Annotated in this window: 15 protein-coding genes; 7 read left to right on the forward strand and 8 right to left on the reverse strand. The window is 41.6% G+C overall.

The window, feature by feature from the left end; all coding sequences use genetic code 11:
- Positions 1-29 precede the first annotated feature (29 nt).
- Positions 30-2549: a caspase, EACC1-associated type gene (locus RRG12_RS35025; protein ID WP_420762389.1), complete on the forward strand. Its 2520-nt coding sequence runs from the start codon at positions 30-32 to the stop codon at positions 2547-2549.
- 77 nt (positions 2550-2626) lie between these two features.
- Here the strand turns inward: RRG12_RS35025 and RRG12_RS35030 are convergent, their stop codons facing one another.
- From RRG12_RS35030 to RRG12_RS35050, 5 genes are all read right to left on the reverse strand, one after another.
- Positions 2627-2848, reverse strand: a complete 222-nt coding sequence (locus RRG12_RS35030) for a type II toxin-antitoxin system HicA family toxin (RefSeq protein ID WP_420762390.1) — start codon at positions 2846-2848, stop codon at positions 2627-2629.
- On the reverse strand, positions 2845-3054 hold the full coding sequence (locus tag RRG12_RS35035; RefSeq protein ID WP_069067848.1) for a type II toxin-antitoxin system HicB family antitoxin: 210 nt from the start codon (positions 3052-3054) through the stop codon (positions 2845-2847). The genes RRG12_RS35030 and RRG12_RS35035 overlap by 4 nt, the downstream gene beginning before the upstream one ends.
- A 57-nt stretch (positions 3055-3111) precedes the next feature.
- Positions 3112-3831 (reverse strand): Uma2 family endonuclease, encoded by a 720-nt coding sequence (locus RRG12_RS35040; protein WP_420762391.1) that lies wholly within the window; start codon positions 3829-3831, stop codon positions 3112-3114.
- Positions 3832-4030: 199 nt separating this feature from the next.
- Positions 4031-5953, reverse strand: a complete 1923-nt coding sequence (locus tag RRG12_RS35045; protein ID WP_420762392.1) for a sensor histidine kinase — start codon at positions 5951-5953, stop codon at positions 4031-4033.
- Positions 5954-6062: 109 nt separating this feature from the next.
- Positions 6063-11951, reverse strand: coding sequence for a trifunctional serine/threonine-protein kinase/ATP-binding protein/sensor histidine kinase (locus tag RRG12_RS35050; RefSeq protein WP_420762393.1), 5889 nt, complete (start codon positions 11949-11951; stop codon positions 6063-6065).
- A gap of 222 nt (positions 11952-12173) precedes the next feature.
- Between RRG12_RS35050 and RRG12_RS35055 the strand changes: the two genes are divergently transcribed.
- The 6 genes from RRG12_RS35055 to RRG12_RS35080 all read left to right on the forward strand — a co-directional run bounded on the left by RRG12_RS35055 (position 12174) and on the right by RRG12_RS35080 (position 15762).
- Positions 12174-12449 carry a BrnT family toxin gene (locus tag RRG12_RS35055; protein WP_420762394.1) on the forward strand — a complete coding sequence of 92 codons (276 nt, stop codon included), beginning with the start codon at positions 12174-12176 and terminating at the stop codon, positions 12447-12449.
- Complete coding sequence (locus RRG12_RS35060; protein ID WP_420762395.1) at positions 12433-12675, forward strand: hypothetical protein; 243 nt, start codon at positions 12433-12435, stop codon at positions 12673-12675. Before RRG12_RS35055 ends, RRG12_RS35060 begins: the two co-directional genes overlap by 17 nt.
- Positions 12676-12786: 111 nt before the next feature.
- On the forward strand, positions 12787-13509 hold the full coding sequence (locus tag RRG12_RS35065; RefSeq protein WP_420762396.1) for a pyridoxine 5'-phosphate synthase: 723 nt from the start codon (positions 12787-12789) through the stop codon (positions 13507-13509).
- A gap of 142 nt (positions 13510-13651) precedes the next feature.
- Positions 13652-14371, forward strand: coding sequence for a SnoaL-like polyketide cyclase (locus tag RRG12_RS35070; protein WP_420762397.1), 720 nt, complete (start codon positions 13652-13654; stop codon positions 14369-14371).
- Between the two features lie 63 nt (positions 14372-14434).
- Complete coding sequence (locus RRG12_RS35075; RefSeq protein ID WP_069067862.1) at positions 14435-14764, forward strand: MgPME-cyclase complex family protein; 330 nt, start codon at positions 14435-14437, stop codon at positions 14762-14764.
- Positions 14765-15054: 290 nt separating this feature from the next.
- The gene (locus RRG12_RS35080; RefSeq protein ID WP_420762398.1) at positions 15055-15762 is read left to right on the forward strand and encodes a hypothetical protein; all 708 of its coding nucleotides are present in this window, start codon (positions 15055-15057) and stop codon (positions 15760-15762) included.
- Positions 15763-15834: 72 nt separating this feature from the next.
- On the opposite strand, the gene RRG12_RS35085 is transcribed toward RRG12_RS35080, so the two are convergent.
- The 3 genes from RRG12_RS35085 to folD all read right to left on the reverse strand — a co-directional run bounded on the left by RRG12_RS35085 (position 15835) and on the right by folD (position 18578).
- Positions 15835-16290 carry a divergent PAP2 family protein gene (locus tag RRG12_RS35085; RefSeq protein WP_069067855.1) on the reverse strand — a complete coding sequence of 152 codons (456 nt, stop codon included), beginning with the start codon at positions 16288-16290 and terminating at the stop codon, positions 15835-15837.
- A gap of 328 nt (positions 16291-16618) precedes the next feature.
- On the reverse strand, positions 16619-17551 hold the full coding sequence (gene crtE, locus RRG12_RS35090) for a geranylgeranyl diphosphate synthase CrtE (protein WP_069067856.1): 933 nt from the start codon (positions 17549-17551) through the stop codon (positions 16619-16621).
- Between the two features lie 139 nt (positions 17552-17690).
- Complete coding sequence (folD, locus tag RRG12_RS35095) at positions 17691-18578, reverse strand: bifunctional methylenetetrahydrofolate dehydrogenase/methenyltetrahydrofolate cyclohydrolase FolD (RefSeq protein WP_069067857.1); 888 nt, start codon at positions 18576-18578, stop codon at positions 17691-17693.
- Between the last annotated feature and the right edge of the window lie 217 nt (positions 18579-18795).

Below are 18795 nucleotides of genomic sequence, written 5' to 3' on the forward strand. Positions count from 1 at the left end.
AAATTCCAGCATTAGGGAAGAATAACAAGATGGCGAAAGTAGCACTTCTAATAGGAGTCAGTGAGTATGAGCCTGGTCTTAGCCCATTACCAGCAACAATAAAAGATGTCGAAGCCATGCAGCGAGTTTTGTTGCATTCAAAGATTGGTGGTTTTGATGACGTAACACTGCTACTAAACCCTCAACAGCATGAGATGGCGGTAGCTATCGAAACCTTGTTTGATGGTCGTCAAAAAGATGACCTCTTACTGCTGTTTTTCTCTGGACATGGCATTAAAGATGAGAGTGGTAAGCTTTACTTTGCAGCTCGTAATACCCGCAAAACTGACAAAGGAGTATTAGTTAAGGCAACAACAGTAGCAGCTAGTTTTGTACATGAAGTCATGAGTAATAGCCGTTGCAAACGTGAGGTAGTCATTCTTGATTGTTGCTTTAGTGGTGCGTTTGCCGAGGGTCTGCTAGCAAGAGATGATGGTTTTGTGGATATCAGGAACCAATTGGGCGGAGAAGGGCGAGCTGTTCTCACATCTTCAACTTCCACCCAATATTCTTTTGAACAGCAAGGGTCAGATACTTCGACCTACACCCGCTACATAGTTGAGGGTCTGGAAACTGGTGCAGCAGATAAGAATGAAGATGGTTTGATTTCCGTTGATGAATTGCATGAATATGCTACCAAAGCAGTACAAGAAGCTACTCCTGCAATGAAACCGGAGATATATGCCATCAAAGAAGGCTATAAAATCAATATTGCCAAAGCACCTATAGATGATCCTAAGCTCAAATATCGTCGAGAAGTTGAGTATTGGGTAGAGAGTGGTAACGGTGAGATTTCTTTTACAGGTCGCGCTGCATTGGAAGGACTACAAGAGGAACTGGAACTAACATCTGAGGATGCTGCTGCAATTGAAACTAAGGTTTTAGCACCTGTGGAAGTCTACAAGAAAAAATTGCAGCGATATGAACAGGCGTTCCGCAATGAGATTAAACTTGGGTTTCCTCCCAGTGATAAAATTCGCACTAATTTGAAACGTCTTCAGCAAGCATTGGGACTCAGAGATGAAGATATAGCCTTAATCGAAGCTCCGATAATTGTCGAACAGCCACTGATCGCACCTCCAGTAGTTTTTCCACCTTCACGTCTCCAAAATAACAATTTTCTACAATATGTGGGAACCAGCATCATTGGAGTATTTCTTGGCGGTATTTTAGTCTACTTTTTACTGCCTCGAACGCCTCAACGGATAGTTGAGACTTCAATAGACTTATGTGCTAAAGATACGTATAGTTTGAATGACAGAATTAGCCTGGGTGAAGAAATTTTATTAAAACAAGATACAAACTTAGAGAAAGAGGATGGAGTGAAAGCATTTTTCGATAGTAAGTGTCAGCTTGCTATTGATAAGTTAAATTCATATCGCAACGCTAACATCACAGACCCAGAAGCATTGATTTACTTGAATAATGCTAAGGCTCGTCAGAAAGGAGATCGGCTTAAAATTGCTGTGAGTGTACCTATTGGGACAAATCCAAATGTAGCAAAAGAGATACTGCGCGGTGTGGCTCAAGCTCAAGATGAGGTGAATAGTAGTGGCGGTATCAATGGCAAAGCTTTGGAGGTAGCGATCGCTAATGATGATAATGATCCAAGTGAATCTGCACAGCTTGCCACTCGGTTTGGCAAAGATACCAGCATCTTAGCTGTCGTAGGACATAACTCTAGTAATGCTTCTCTCTCAGCAGCCCCAGTCTATCAAAAAGACGGGTTAGTGATGATTTCTCCCACCAGTTTTGCCCAAAACCTTAGCAGGGTTGGCAATTATATCTTCCGCACTGCTCCTAGTGTTAAATCCATAGCAGATAGCGTCTCTAATTACGCCATTAAAATAGCGGGTAAAACCAATTTTCTTATCTGTGTTGATTACCAAGGGATAGATAATCAGTCGTTTAACGATGAGTTTGTTAAAGCGATAAAAGCTGCTGGCGGTCAGATTAATTCTACAGAGTGCGATATTTCTGCCCGTGACTTTAACCCTAGTGTTGTCATTTCTCAAGCTGTACTTAGCAATGCTAATGCATTGGTATTAGGTCTTTATATAGACAAAATAAAGCAAGGTCTAGCGGTGGCACAATCTAATCAAGGGCAGTTAACTGTATTTGGTAGTCCTACACTTTTCACTAACGAAACCTTAAAGGAGGGCAGAGGTATCAACGGACTGATAATCTCTGCACCTTGGTATCCCGCAGCATTTCCTAATAACATCTTTCCGCAAGAAGCCCAAAAACTTTGGGGTGCAACTGTGAATTGGCGAACAGCTACGGCTTATGATGCAACCTTAGCGATCATTGCAGGTTTACAACGAACCAACACCAACAGACGCAATGAATTACAAAAGGTGTTGCATAGTCCAAGTTTTTCAGTCGATGGTGCAACGGGAAAGATTCAGTTTTTACCATCAGGCGATCGCATAAACAATAAAATATTCTTGGTCAAAGTTCAACAAATACCTGGCACTAATAAATATGAATTTGTGCCGATTCAACCTTAGTTGTGAAGCTTTACTTAATAGCGATCGCACTTACTCATTCTGATCTTTCAAAATAGCGATCGCATCCAGTGTTTCACTTACAGCAACTCGATAAATTCATCAACACTCAGCCCAACCTGTCTAATAATTGCTCGTAAAGTTCCTTTGTCTAATTCTTGATGATTCGGAACAACCACTTCAGCAAATGGCTCATCTCGACGTAAAATAATGTGGCTTCCACGTTGTCGCAAAACATAAAAACTAGCCTTTCCTAAAGCTTTGATGCACTGTTGGCCAGAAAGGATAGGTAACTTGCTCATACATCAACTAAAACAGTTTCCAGATGATCTTCTGGAATAGGACGACCTTCTTCTTGTAAAACTTCAATATATAATTCAATAGCTTCCTTTATATTGGCAATAGCTTCTGTTTTCGTCTTACCTTGGCTGATACAAGCAGGTAAACTAGGACATTCAGCCACCCAATAACCATCTTCTCCTGGATAAATAATAACTTGTCTCTTCATCTATTACTCCTACAAATCAAAACTGTAGTCCAAACAAATCAAAAAAGCCAAAATTTCTCACATATCTGGATTTTCACCCAATTCTCTTAATCTAGCTGCTAGACGAGCCGCTTGTGCAACTGCGACTTGTGCTTGTGCAGCAGCAGCTTCGTCTGGTAACAAAACCAAATTGCCAGCTACATCGTAAAACCGCAACCATACCGCCGTTTCTCTGTCTATTGTTCCTTCATACGTTCCCAACCATAAACCTAACTTTTGACACCACAACCAACCACGCTCATTTGGTGTCAAAGATTGATATTGCTGATTATGATCTAAATGCCACCCTTGCAAAGAAGTCGGATCAAAGGGGTCATAGACAAAATAATCTGAAGTATGAAAAGTTTGTTCGTAAAGGTCTTTCTTAACAGTCTGATCTATTTTGGCTGTAGATGGTGACATTAATTCTACAATCACATCAGGATAACGACCGTTTTCTTCCCACACTACCCAACCTTGACGAGAATTAGTCCCGTCCACATTCAGGACAGCAAAGAAATCGGGGCCACGGAAATCCTGGTTACGTATTTGGGCGCTGCTGTAATAAATAAACATATTACCACCAGTAAAAAAATCATTCCGGTCAGCCCAAGCTTGCTGCAATGACCGAATCAACACATTCATGGCAATACGGTGGCGATTTGATTCTAAGGGTTCTCCGTCATCAAAAATTAAATCTGTAGGCGGTGTGGGGTGTTCCCAGTCTAGAATGGCTCTTGGGTTGTTTTCGGTAGTCATGAGCGATCGCCTTTCTCAGAAAGCCTTAGATTTATATCATAATCTGCCGAGAGTTTCCTGAATTAAAGTTTAAAAATTAGAGCAGATTCAATTTAAAAATCAAATTTATTAAAGTATATCGTCTCTAATCATGAGTATATAAATTAGCTAAAACAATCTTTGATATAATTCCTGACTGTTACAATTTTGTCAGTAATTTTTAATTTTTCCTTGTTAAAGGAATACCGATGGTAAACTCTGTCCCATATCCTGGCATAGAATCAACTTCAATAGTTCCTGCGTGTTTGTCTACAACAATTTGATAAGCGATCGCCATTCCTAATCCAATTCCTTTGCCCACAGGTTTAGTGGTAAACATGTGGTCAAATACCCGTTGCTTTACATCCTGTGACATCCCAATGCCATTATCGTAAATCTGAATGATTGCACAATCACTTGAGTTGTCAATTTGGGTTTGAAGCTTAATTTGATTGTGGTTATTTTCAAGAGCCTCAAAACTTCGTTTTTGGCTGGCTTCTTCCAGTGCATCGATGGCATTTACCAGAACATTCATAAACACCTGATTCAGTTGCCCCGCGTAGCATTCGACTAGGGGTAAATCACCGTATTTCTTAATGATCTGAATTTTTGGTTGATTAGGTGTGGCTGTTAGGCGATGATTCAGAATCATCAGAGCGTTGTCTAATCCTTCGTGGATGTCTACAAATTTCATGTCTGCTTCATCGAGGCGCGAGAAATTACGCAGCGACAGCACAATTTCACGAATACGCTTAGTTCCTACTTGCATTGATGCCATTAACTTGGGTAAATCTTCTGCTAGAAACTCAATATCAAGGTCTTGGGCGCGATCGCTAATTTCGGCTGTCGGATTTGGGTAGGTTTGTTCATAAAGCTTGAGCAAATCGAGGATACCTGCGCTGTATTCACTGGCATGGTTGAGGTTGGCATGAATAAAATTGGCAGGATTATTGATTTCATGTGCCACCCCAGCAACCATTTGTCCCAAGCTAGACATTTTTTCGGTGTGGATGAGTTGAGCTTGGGTATTTTGCAATTCTTTCAAGGCTTTGCTGAGTTCGTGCGCCTGTTGGCTAGAAACCAAAGCGCGATCGCGAATCTGTTCATATAGTTGCACTTGTCGCCACGCACTAATCAACCCAACCAGTAGCAATCCTCCCAAAACCGTAGCCAACAGGTTCAAAGCTTGCAATGGTGATTCAATATTTTCTTGTGGCACAACTAAAGCTACTGACCAATTTGCTTCTTTCAAGGGAGTATAAGCAATATAGTTCCATTTACCATCTAGTTGAACAAATTCAATATTTGTGCCTTTAGCTACCATTTTTTGAGTAATTTCAGCCAGTTTGGGGTTAGGCGAATTGAGGAAACTCTCAGCAGCTTTTTCAGGTGTGCCAATTAGTTCCGTATTGGGATGGGCGATGGGAACTCCTTGAGAATTTAAGGCAAAGGCATAGCTATTCTTGCCTTGATGTAAATTGCTGATCACTTCAACTACTCGGTTAATTGGAATACCTCCCATTAACACACCTGCTGGTTTTGCGCCTGTTTTGGCAGGAATCGGCGAACTGATTTGAATCTGCAACTGATTGCTTGTGCGGCCAATGATTGGATCTGCGGCTACTGTTTCACCCACTATACTCCGCTGAAAAAATTCTCGGTCTTTAACATTTGGACGACCTCCTTGAGTGTTAATTAATGTACCATCTGGTATGCTCAACGACATGAGCAAAAACGTTTGTAGCCGCTTCACCTCAGATTGTAAGTAAGGTTCCATCACAGACCAATCTAGCGATCGCACCACTGGAGAATTTGCCAAAGTCTTAATTTCTGTCTTCCGAATGGCTAACCAGTTATCAATATCATTCTGACCTTGCTGTGTTTTTAAAAGTGCTTGCTCCTTAAGACTATTAAGCAACAACCCCTTAATAATCTTGTAACTAGTTATAGCTGTAGCACTAATACTAATGGACAGAATCACTACAATTGATAGTAATAATAAATTTCGCGATCGCCATTTCAATGAGTAATAATTTTTATTGGCTGGAGCATACCATCGTGACGCGGCTTTGAACCATATTTTCCGCAGATTAAACATTATCATCGATTTATTCCAAGTTAAAATTTAAAAACCAAAAATGTAGCGTGTTGAATACTAAATAAAGTACTCATCACTCATTACTCATTACTCATTACTCATTACTCAACACTCATCATTGTTGTTGAGTAGAGATTTGAATGATAAACTCCGTACCCTTCCCAAGTTCGGAAGTACAAGAGAGGGAACCGCCATGTGCTTCTACAACAATTTGACGAGCGATCGCTAATCCCAATCCAGTGCCTTGTCCTACAGGCTTGGTGGTGAATAAATGGTCAAATACTTTTTGTTTAACCTCTGGTGACATTCCCACGCCATTATCAGCAATCTTAATCAAAACATCCTGACCTGAGTCTGCTACACAGGTTTGAATGGTGATGCAATTGGGGTTGTCTAGAATCGCTTCTAAACTCCGTTCTGTATTGTATTGTTCAAGTGCATCAATGGCATTTGCCAACAAGTTCATAAACACCTGATTCAGTTGTCCAGCAAAACATTCCACTAGGGGGAGTTTGCCATAATTCTTAACTACCTCAATTGCTGGACGATTTTCGTTAGCTTTTAAACGATGTCTAAGAATCAAAATAGTGCTATCAATGCCTTCATGAATATCAAAGGGAACTTTATAATCTTTATCTGCTCTAGAGAAGGTTCGCAAACTGGTACTAATACTGCGGATACGGCTAACACCTAATTTCATCGAATCCAGCAATTTAGGTAAATCTTCAAGTAAATAATTTAGGTCGATGGCATAAATTTCGTCTTCAATCTCTGAGCCGGGATTGGGAAACTTTTGTTGATAAAGCTTAATTAGTGCAAACAAGTCTTTGATATAATCTTTGGCTGGTTCTAAATTGCCAGCAATGAAGCCAACAGGATTGTTGATTTCATGGGCAACACCTGCTACCAAATTACCAAGGGCAGACATTTTTTCACCTTGCACTAATTGCAATTGCATCGTTTGGAGTTCTTGCAAGGCTTGTTCTAATTGTTGCTTTTGCTGTTGCAATAATTGTTGTGCTTGTTGAGGTGCAGTGATGTCTTCACATGTGCCAAGGATGCCAAAAACGTTTCCTTCTCGATCTTTTAGAGGAATTTTATTTGTATTCGACCAGATTTGTTTTCCGTCTGCTTGCAGCACTGTTTCGACAATGTTGAGTTGAGCTTCTCCAGACTCTATGACTTGGCGATCGTACTCTACATACCAATCTGATTCCTCACGAGTCCAAGAGAGATCGTAGTCTGTTTTACCAACAACATTTTCTGGCACTCCTACACCCGAAATTTCAGCAAATTTCTGGTTACAGCCTAAATAAACACTATTGCGGTCTTTCCAGAAAACAGACTGGGGAATATTGTCCATAATTAACCGCAAGAATTGTTCAGTCTGTCTCAGGTTTTCTGAAGTATCTTGTGCATGTTGATAAAGTCGGGCGTTTTCTAGAGAGATTGCAGCTTGAGTACATAACAGATTGAGAACTTCGACGCGATCGCTAGTAAACGCCCCAGTGGTAAGATTGTTTTCTAAATACAAAATCCCCAACAGTTTGCCTTGATACAAAATCGGCATACACAGCAAGCTTTTGGGTTGCTGACGAATGATGTAAGGGTCAGCTATCAGCGCCGAAGACAATGTTACATTAAAGATGACGCTAGTTTGAAGGGTGCGTTTGACGGCGTAAATCAAGCTATGGGGAACCTCTGCGCTATCTTCCACAAAAATGGACTGTAGCACGGTTGATTGCTGCCCAATTTCAGTAGTAGCCTCAATTACCAATCTATCTTCTTTAAGTAGTAGTAAAACACACTTATCTGCTCCAGCATTTTCAATCACAACTTGCAACAACTTACTAAGTAATTTATCTAGTTCGATTTCACTAGAGAGAGTCTGAGATGCTTTGATAACTGTTGCCAAATCTAGCATTACTGATGCACTGCTGCTAGAAGTGATTGATTTACTGATACTTGGGTGGAAGGTAGCAATGCTGTCAATATTTGTGATCGTCTCATTGGGTGTGAGTGGCGGCCGCATTTGTTGTAAAATAGGAGCTAGCAATTTTGGATAATGCTGTTCTAAATCATCGACTTTAGCTTTAGCGCCCCAGTGGGTGTAGCAATAATAAGCATTAATCAAATACTCTTGGGCAATGCGTTCTTTGCCCCATTCTAAATAAAACTTGGCTGCGAGTTCGTTGGCGAGAGCTTCTTCATTGACGTATTCATTTTCTTTGGCTTTCGCAATGGCGCGATCGTATAACTCGATTGCATCCATATACTTGCCAGAAGTTCTTGCTATTTCCGCAGATAATAATAGATAGCGATGTAGAAAGTTTGTTGGACAGTTTTCCGCCCAGGTTTTTTGGATTTGTTGATGCTCTCGGATAATTTCCCAATATTGCTTTTTCTTCTCTAATGTCGCATTGGGATAAACTGCTATCAAACTAAGTGGATAATAGAAATGATATTGAATAATTGGGAAAAATCCAGAGTTAGAAGCAAGGGTTTTATCAGCTTCTTCTGCTGCTTTCACTGCATCTGCGTAGCGGCCATAAAGGTATGATAATTGGATTTTGAGAAAGCAGTACCAATTAATTCCATGCTCAAAGTTATTCTTCTGTCGCCAAACTTCTATATAGGGAATATCTTCGCCATTGTAATCATCTAATAAATCGGTGTTTTTAGATATATCTTGTAAGTTCAATAAAAACTGCCGCTGTAAAGTAAATGCATACAGCATATTGGTATCATTTACCTGCTGTACATAGCCCAGATATTTTTCAGTTTCCGTGTAGACATCCGAGAGGCGATCGCCTTTAATTAACATTGCCCAAATCAGGAACGAAACTGCCCAAACTCCAAACACCAAATTTCCAGTTTCTTGACAGACTTGGAATGATTTTTGAGAAATTGGCAAATTTGTTTTTAAATGCTGATTATAGGGATTAATGGTGTGTGCAAAGATATTATTACTCTTAGGTATAAATTGAGTACTATTAAAATGGTGATCAACTTTTAGTGCTAGTGTACCGAACTCATAAGCAGTTTGATAATTACCTTGATTTGCCAGACTCATTCCATATAGACAGTAAGCAAAACCAGAGCTTTCTGCATTGCCATATTTCAACGATAAACTGATCATTAATAGAGGCATCAAACAACTAAGATTTTGATCTCCTCCCATATAAGCAGCTGCCCAAAGATCAGCTAAAAGACCCATACAAACTTTCTTCTCTGGATCTGTCATTTCAGGCAGATCGAACAAATCTGCTGTCCGAATTGTTTGAAGTTTAGCTTTTAATTCTTCAAGTTCAGTTTCGATAGCAGCTTGTTGTTTTTCAGAAGTGACTGGCAAATGCATCCCCATGATGCTCAAACCTTTTAACCCAGCTTCAAAGCCAGATTCTATATTTTCGCCCTGAGTCATTTTCAGATGCATCTGAATTCGATAAATATCGGCTTGTTCAAACTTATCCTGACAATGATATAATGCCAGATTAAATAATCTCTCCGCCTCATCAAAATTGCCAGTCAAATATTCACATTCCGCAGATTCTCGATGCAATCTAAAGGTTAGTTGATAGTTAGTCAACCAACTTTCTTCTATTAATAATTCTCTACCTAACGTGAAATATTTAACGGCTGCTCTATAAGCAGTGGAAGCTTTAGCTTTCTTCCCAGCAATTAAATTGAGTTGAGCTAGTTCATATTTTTGGGATTGCTCATTAATTATGTCAATTCCCTCATTTAACTGATTAACAATATCAAAAATGCTGCCTTCAAGTGCGGATGGTGATGTATTGTTTAATAGTAATTGCCCAATTTTTAAATGAGTAGCTTTTCTTTGAGATTCAGGAATTAGAGAGTAGGCAGCTTGCTGAACACGGTCATGGAGAAATTTGTAAGAACAGGAGTCAGGAGAATTGGGTTGTATAAATTCTGATTCCTCTTGATAGAATTTGTAGACCTCATTGGTAGGAATAATCAACCCATCTTGCATAGCTTTCCAAAAATCTGCGGATGTTTCCACCTGGGATTTTTCATAGACGATCGCTAATGCCGCCAAATCAAATTGGTTTCCTACACAAGCCGCTAACTTCAAGACTGCTTGAGTTCCAATTGATAACTTTTGCAGTTGAATTGCCATGAACTCTACTACATCATCGGTCAAAGCGAGCGATCGCACCTGAGCAACATCACATTCCCATCCTCGTTGAATTCCTCCCTGTGGGGAGTGATGGGAGTTAAATGTAATTAGTTGATCTTGATATAAAGCTTTGAGAAACTGGGTACTGAAGAAAGGATTGCCTTTAGTTTTACTTAATACTAATTCTGTTAATGGTGCCGCTAATGTTAGAGAACAATTCAATGTATCTGCAACCAAATGATTAATAGAAATCTGATCCAGGGGCGATAAAGTAATTGTATTGACTGTAGCGCCTAACTTCTGAATTTCTTCCAAAGTCAACATCAGTGGATGTACTGGGTTGACTTCGTTATCTCGATAAGCACCAATTAATAGTAGATAACCAATGTCAGCTTCACTCATTAACAAGTGCATTAACTTTAAAGAAGCAGAATCAGCCCATTGCAAATCATCAATAAAGATTACCAATGGATGTTCTTTTGTTGTGAACACTTGAGTGAACTTCAAAAACAGCGAATTGAAGCGATTTTGTGCCGCACTCCCAGAAAGTTCCGGCGCTGGAGGCTGTTTACCAATGATACTTTCCAGTTCTGGAATTACCTCAACCATCACTTGTCCGTTCTCACCCAAAGCAGAGAGAATTTTGTACTTCCACTGCTCGAATTGAATGTCAGTTTCACTTAGCAGTTGCCCGATTAAGTCTCGGAAAACTTGGACAAAAGCAGAGAAAGGGATGTTGCGCTGGAACTGGTCAAATTTACCTTTAATAAAGTAACCCCGTTGTCGCACAATTGGCTTGTGGACTTCGTTCACCACAGCAGTTTTGCCAATCCCAGAGAAACCGGCAACCAACATAATTTCAGTACTTCCCTGACTGACTCTCTCGAAAGCATCTAGTAAGCTTTCAACTTCGGCTTGGCGACCGTAGAGTTTTTCTGGGATGATAAAGCGATCGCAAATATCCCTTTGTGCAATTGGAAAACTCTCAATTCTACCCGTATTCTCCAGTTGATCTAAACATTGTTCTAAATCATACTTTAGCCCTAATGCACTCTGATAGCGGTCTTCAGCATTTTTTGCCATCAATTTTATTACAATGTCACAAAGAACTTCGGGAATCTCCTCTTCCCCCTTGGTTCGTAATTGTTCCGGTTGCTTGGCAATATGACAGTGAACCAACTCCATCGGATCATTAGACTGGAAAGGTAGCTCTCCGGTAAGTAGTTCATAGAAAGTGATACCAAGAGAGTAGTAATCACTGCGATAGTCAATTCCGCGATTCATCCGCCCGGTTTGTTCCGGGGAAAGATAGGCGAGAGTACCTTCTAAGACATTAGGACTGTGAATTTCCTGGGTTTCTCTAGGTAAAAGAGAGGCAATACTAAAGTCAATTAACTTAACTTGCTTAGTTTCCGGGTTAATCAGAATGTTGGCAGGTTTGATGTCTTTGTGGATAATCCGATGGCGATAGAGTCCGTCAAGAATATTGCTCAGAGCGATCGCAATTTCCAAGAACTCTGTCAGAGTATATTGGTTGCTACCTATTTTTTGGTTCATCCAATCTCTGAGGGAAATACCACCAAAATCTTCCATCACCAAAGCATAGCTGTTGCCGTAAGGTTCTAGACTGTAGGGATGAACAATACCGGGTAAGTCAATATTTTTAGCGATCGTGTATTGATTACGGAACAGCAACAGTTCATTGAAGCTGGGATACTCCTGCTGAAGCAGTTTGATGACAACCGGAAGTTGATCAGCCTCTCGAATTGCACGATAAACTAAGGTTCTAGAGCCGGCATAAAGTTGTTCGGTAATTCGATAGTTTAAAAGCTTGTCCATCGGTTCAACTGCTGTATTCATACTTGATCAACTCTTGTGAAATCAGCTATTTATTTAAAGTAGTCTGCCCAAAAACCAGCTTTTTCTAACTCAGTTTTCTTTTAGGTGTAGGCATAGCCCATCGTAGACACCGCATTTCACTTGTGTGATGTGTCCTGAGTTTCTCAAGCAAAACTCCCGCTATTTCCGGTAAAATTGGTAACGTGCTAAACTGCTGGGCGCATTGGCAATGAAATTTTTGGCATGGAATTTGAGTGGAACCCAGATAAAGCTGTTATCAACCTGAAAAAGCATGATGTCTCTTTCCCAGAAGCCACGACCGTATTTGAGGACTCCTTATCTGTGACATTTCCTGACCCTGATCATTCGATTGGGGAAAACCGCTACATTATTATTGGAATGTCTGGGTCAGGTAACTTATTGGTTGTCTCCCACACTGACCGAGAAAATTGCACTCGAATCATCAGTGCTAGAAAAGCCACCCGCCAAGAAAGGAGGTTTTATGAAGAAGGAAGTTGACGAGCTAGAAGACGAACTACGTCCTGAATACGACTTCTCCAAGATGCCAGGAGGTGTAAAAGGTAAGTATGTTGAGCGATACCAAGCCGGGACAAATTTAGTCCTCCTAGAGCCTGACGTTGCCCAAGCTTTTCCGACGGATGCATCTGTGAATGAGGCATTGCGATTATTAATCCAAATTGCTCAACGCCAGCAGCTTAACAACCCAATAATTCGTAATTCGTAATTCGTAGACATTGCATTTCACTTGTGTGATGTGTCTTAACTCTCAAGCAAAACTCCCGTTATTTCCGGTAAAATCAAGTTCTGAGGACTGTGGATTTGGGAGAAATTAGGGGTGCCTACACTTGGTGTTAACATTGACCACATCGCTACCATCCGGCAAGCACGGCGGACGGTGGAACCAGATCCCGTGGCAGCTGCCGTGCTGGCAGAATTAGCGGGTGCAGATGGGATTACGGTGCATCTGCGCGAAGATCGGCGGCATATCCAAGATAGGGATGTGCGGATATTGCGACAAACAGTGCGATCGCATCTTAATTTAGAAATGGCCGCTACAGATGAAATGCTAGCGATCGCTCTCGATATCAAACCAGATTACGTGACCTTAGTCCCCGAAAAGCGCGAAGAAGTCACAACAGAAGGCGGACTAGATATTACCCTCCAAATTGCTAGAATAGGTGAGATAGTCGATAAATTGCAAAGCGCTAGCATTCCAGTTAGTTTATTTATCGATGCTGACCCTGCACAAATCGAAGCATCTGTCAAGGTGCAAGCGCAATTTATTGAATTGCACACCGGACAATACGCTGAAGCTAAGGATGAGACAAATCGCCATCGAGAATTAGCCATATTAGCGAAAGGGTGTGAACAAGCGATTCAAGCAGGATTGCGAGTCAACGCTGGGCATGGACTCACTTACTGGAACGTCTATCCGGTGGCTGCGCTTCCCGGCATGGAAGAACTGAACATTGGTCATACCATCATCAGTCGGGCAGCATTAGTAGGTATAGAAAGGGCAGTCCGCGAGATGAAACAAGCGATAAGAGGGGACAGGTGATAGGGGACAGGTGATAGGGGATAGGGAATAGGGGAAGAAACTATAACCTGTAACCTGTACCCTGTACCCTGTAACCTATAACCTAGAGGGGTTGTCACTGCGAAATCTAGAAATTGGGATCAAATCTTCAGCAAAAACTTCTATGAGCGCAACAGAATCTAACAACCTGCCACTTTGGGTACAAGATAGAGATAAGGTGATAGCAGAAAGCACTGATGTCGAGTGGCGCTATCAGACACCGCCTGATTATTCCCGCTCAAAAGAGAATCTCGCTAAAGAAAGTATCTACAATCACCTTGAAGGTACACTGGAAGCGATCGTGCAAAACTTGGTGCGAACCTTAGAGATGGAGGTATCCTTCAAATCTAACCCACAAGAGTGGTTATCTATTGTTAATGAACAGTTTCGTGTGAGTACCAATGGCGGAATAGAATACACCGCAGCAGATTTATCAGCCCAAGGTACTTACAATTTATTTATGGCTGATTCAGAGCATTACAAAGCTTCAGAAGAAAGCTTTGAATCATCCGCAAAACTCTTCCACACAACGTTTCCCCAAGGATTCCCTTGGGAAGTACTGGAAGTTTACTCAGGGCCACCAAATGTCACATTCAAGTGGCGGCATTGGGGACATTTTAAAGGAGAATACAAAGACTATGCACCTACTGGAGAGACAGTAGAAATTATCGGCATGAGCATTGCAAAAGTTACCGATGACTTGAAGGTTGTTTCCTTAGAACACTACTTTGACAATAATCTGTTCTTGGAAAAGCTAACATCTGGTGGCAAACAAACAAAAGCTGAAAACGAGAAAAGTGCTTGTCCGTTCAGTTCTTGGTTCAAGAAATCCAACAAAAGTTAGTTTGTAAGGGTACAGTGCAGCACTGTACCCTTAAATTATTCACATAGCAACCAAAGGATGAAAATGCAAACATACCATTACGTTTTGGCCAGTCAACGTTTTCTTCTCGAAGAAGAACCGATACACGAAGTTATCAAAGAACGCACTCGTCACTACCACGAACAAGAAAAACAAATAGATTTTTGGTTAGTTGAGCAACCAGCTTTCTTGGAAACACCGCAGTTTGCAGAGCTAAAGGCGAAGTGTCCCCAACCAGCAGTAGCAATTATTTCTACAAATCCCCAATTTATTACTTGGTTAAAACTGCGTTTAGAGTACGTCATCACTGGTGAATTCCAGGCTCCTTCTGAGGCAATACCAGATGCCCTGGCATCGCTTGCCACGGTATCTTAGAAATTGGGCATTGGGCATTGGGCATTGGGCATGGGGCATTGGGCATGGGGCATTGGGCATGGTAGACAAAGAAGAGACTTATTCAATATTCTCCCTTGTCTCCCTCGTCTCCCTCATCTCCCCAGTCCCTAGTCCCCAGTCCCCAGTCCCCAGTCCCCAGTCCGAATTTTATTTATGAGTAAAAAAATATTTTTTGACACTCTTTTTATCTACATACTGAAGTAGCTGGGTTTTCAGCTTTTTTCTTATAAAATTTTCTAAGACACCTTGATTTACATAATCTAACTTTTGTGCATAGATTTCAGATTTTACCAAGTGTTTTAGGACTAGCGATATCTACGACGAGCTTCGCTTACGCAGGGTTGATTGGTGGGATGAGTTCTGTCTTTGCCCAACAAGCAATTCCCCTCTGTCAACCACCAAATGCGGGTGAGTATCTTTTATTAGTAGTAAGTCCCACAGCAAATAATCAAAAGCAGTTGCGTAGTGCCTTACCACCTGAACTTAAGACCATCACCTGTCAATATCTCAACGAAACTGTGACGCGAGTAGGAGGCTTTAACAGAATTGATGATGCTAATCGTTGGGCGAGATATGTTAGCAATATTGTTGGCTTGTCTGCCATAATTACCACTCGACCAACAGCGGCAGATGTCCAGCCACAATCACAACCACAACTACAACCACAGCCACAGCCACAGAGACAACCACAGTCACCACAGCAGACAGTCACCTATAATCCTCAAGCATTAGGAGAGGGTTATGCAGTGCTGGTAGATTATTACAACCGTCCAGAACTAGTAAATAGTGTGCAGCAAGCGGTAGGAGGTAACGTAGGTTTTGTTTCTTATGGACAACGCCCTTACTTACTAGCAGTTTATACCACTAACCAAAGTGAAGCATACAACACATTACAAAAGCTGAACAATGGCGGTTTCGTTGCCAGCATCGTAGATAGTCGTAAGGTGATTCTGCTGCGCTCAACTGTGCGATTGTAGTCTATTAGTCATTAGTCATTAGTTATTAGTCATTAGTCATTAGTCATTGGTTAATAGACTGTAGACTATTGACTAATAAGCAGACCTGGCTAACCAATAGATGGTTATACCCAAAGCCGACCCAGCGATTACCTGAACTGGTGTGTGTCCGAGTAACTCCTTGAGACGGTCTTGGCTAAAGTCTGGTTTTTCATGAAATAATTCATCAATCATTTGATTGAGAATACGAGCTTGCTTACCGGCTGCTTGGCGTACTCCGGCTGCATCATACATGACGATAATGGCAAAAACGATCGCAACGGCAAAATCAGGAGATGCCCAACCTAGTGTTTGCCCTACACCAGCGGCTAAAGCTGTAACTAAAGCTGAATGGGCACTGGGCATACCTCCTGTTGTTACCAAAACACGTACATCCAGTTTGCGATGTTTGATGATCTCGACTACGAGCTTTAATGCTTGAGCAATTAAACAAGCTACCAGAGCAACCAGCAGCACCCGGTTGTCTAAAATGTTGCCTATGTCCTGCATGGTATTTTGGTTAGGTTAGTAAATATTAGCAGCAGTTGTCGGTTGAGGAAACATTTAGATTCAACCCAAAATCCAAAATTAACCTAAGTACATTACGACGGAAACAGACCAATTATTCAAAATCACCAAAAAGCTTAGATGATAAGCTTTTTGAATTTTGAATGAGTAAAGTTTGAATTCCGCAGGGCGGTGTAGTACAGCATGGTATCAATAAACCACCCATTCCAAATCAATGAAACGCTTGCGGCATGGGAATTACGAATTACGTTAGCGCAGCGGTAGCGAGTCCACGAGCGTCATTACGAATTACGAATTACCAAAAGCGTTACTAGTTATTGCGGCTGATAATAAAATGAGCGATCGCTTGGAGTGATTTAGCTCTCTCCCCAAATGGTTCTAATTCCGCACAAGCTGCTTTAACTAGCTCTTGGGCAATTGATCGCGATTCCTCAAGTCCCCAAAGGCTCGGATAGGTCACTTTCTTGGCTTTTTGATCTTTGCCAGCAGTTTTACCTAATTCTTCTTGGGTAGAAGTGATATCCAGAATATCATCTATGATTTGGAATGCTAACCCAATATTTTGAGCATAACGGGTCAATCGCTGCACATCTTCAGATGATGCCCCGGCAATGATCCCGCCACAAACTACAGAAGCTTCCAAAAGGGCGGCCGTTTTGTGTTGATGAATGAAATTTAGCGTTTCTAAGGAAATATCTGATTTCCCTTCCGACTCTAAATCGACAACTTGACCGCCGACCAAACCAGCTGCCCCCAGCGCCCGACCAAGACGGACAACTACCTGTAAGACTAGCTCTCTGGGAACACTTTGGGGGGTTTGAAGGGCAACAAACTCAAAAGCGAGAGCCAATAAGCCGTCTCCAGCCAAAATCGCCACATCTTCGCCATAGACTTTATGATTCGTCAGCTTCCCACGACGATAATCGTCATTATCCATCGCTGGGAGGTCGTCATGAATCAACGACATTGTGTGGATCATCTCCACAGCACAAGCCGTTGGCATAGCCATCTCAATACTTCCACCCATCATTTCACAGGTAGCAAGGCAAAGAATGGGACGTACACGCTTGCCTCCAGCTAATAACGAGTAGCGCATCGCCTCATAAATCTTTTCTGGATAAATGATGGGGATAGCCTGATCCAAAGCATTATCACAAAGCTTTTGTCGCTCTTTTAGATAAGCTGCTAAGTTAAATGTGGCTTTCTCTGGTGGTGTCTTTTGAACGTTATCAGTTGCTACCATTCTTTCATTCCTGACACTTTGGGATTTTGTCTTGTACGTCACAATTTTAAGGTGCTGTGGGGCTGAAAAAAATGAAGAGTTAAGAGTTAGAAGTTAGGAGTTAGAAGTTAGGAATTAATAACTCTTAACTTTTAACTCATCACTCTTTTTCTTTTCTTGCCGCTCTGGAATAGCTGTCCAATGTATTTTGCAACAATATGGCGACAGTCATAGGGCCAACACCACCAGGAACGGGGGTGATAAATCCTGCTACACCAGCGGTTGATTCAAATTCGACATCGCCAATGAGACGACTGTTGCCACTAGCATCGGTGACGCGGTTCATTCCCACATCTACCACAACAGCGCCTGGTTTCACCATATCAGCATTGATTAGTCCAGGACGACCGACTGCTGCAATTAGAATATCAGCATTTTGGGTGATGCTTTTGAGGTCATGCGATCGCGAATGAGCGATGGTAACTGTGGCATCAGCTTCTAGTAGCATCAACGCCATAGGTTTACCCACCAAAATACTGCGTCCCACAACTACTGCATTTTTTCCCTGCAAAGGAATTTCATATTCTTGTAAAAGGCGCATCACACCAGCCGGGGTGCAGCTGCGTAAACCAGTTTCTCCCCGTACTAGTCGCCCCAAGTTCACTGGGTGCAATCCATCGGCATCTTTATCAGGATCGATTTGATGCAGCAGAGCCACTGCATCCAAGTGGTCAGGTAAAGGCAACTGCACAAGAATGCCATCCACCCGTTCATCGTGGTTGAGTGCGGCAATTACCTCTTCTAACTCCCCCAAGGTAGTTTGGGCAGGAAAATGTTTGCCAAAAGAAGCGATACCAACTTTAGCGCAGGCTTTTTCTTTATTGCGTACATAGGCAGCTGACGCTGGGTTATCACCAACCATCAACACTGCTAAACCAGGGGATCGTCCAATTTTTGGTTTTAATTGTGTAATGGCAACAGAAAGTTCTTGCTGAATTTTTGCTGCTAAAGCTTTACCATCAAGGAGTTTGGCAGTTTTTGTTTCCATGAAAATTCCCAGCTATGTTCGCTTGTTGTCCAAAGTCCAAAGTTAAAATATTGATTATTGAATCTTGACTTTCGACTATTATTGTGTTGCCGTTTGATGTCGTAGAGTTTCTCTCACAGTAAATTCATAATATTTATTTTCTCAGATCAACGGCATCATCTGAAGAATAAACAAGTGGGGAGTGAGGAGATAAGGGAGCAGGGGAAGAAGAATTAAT

The sequence above is a fragment of the Nostoc sp. CALU 546 genome (assembly GCF_048836525.1).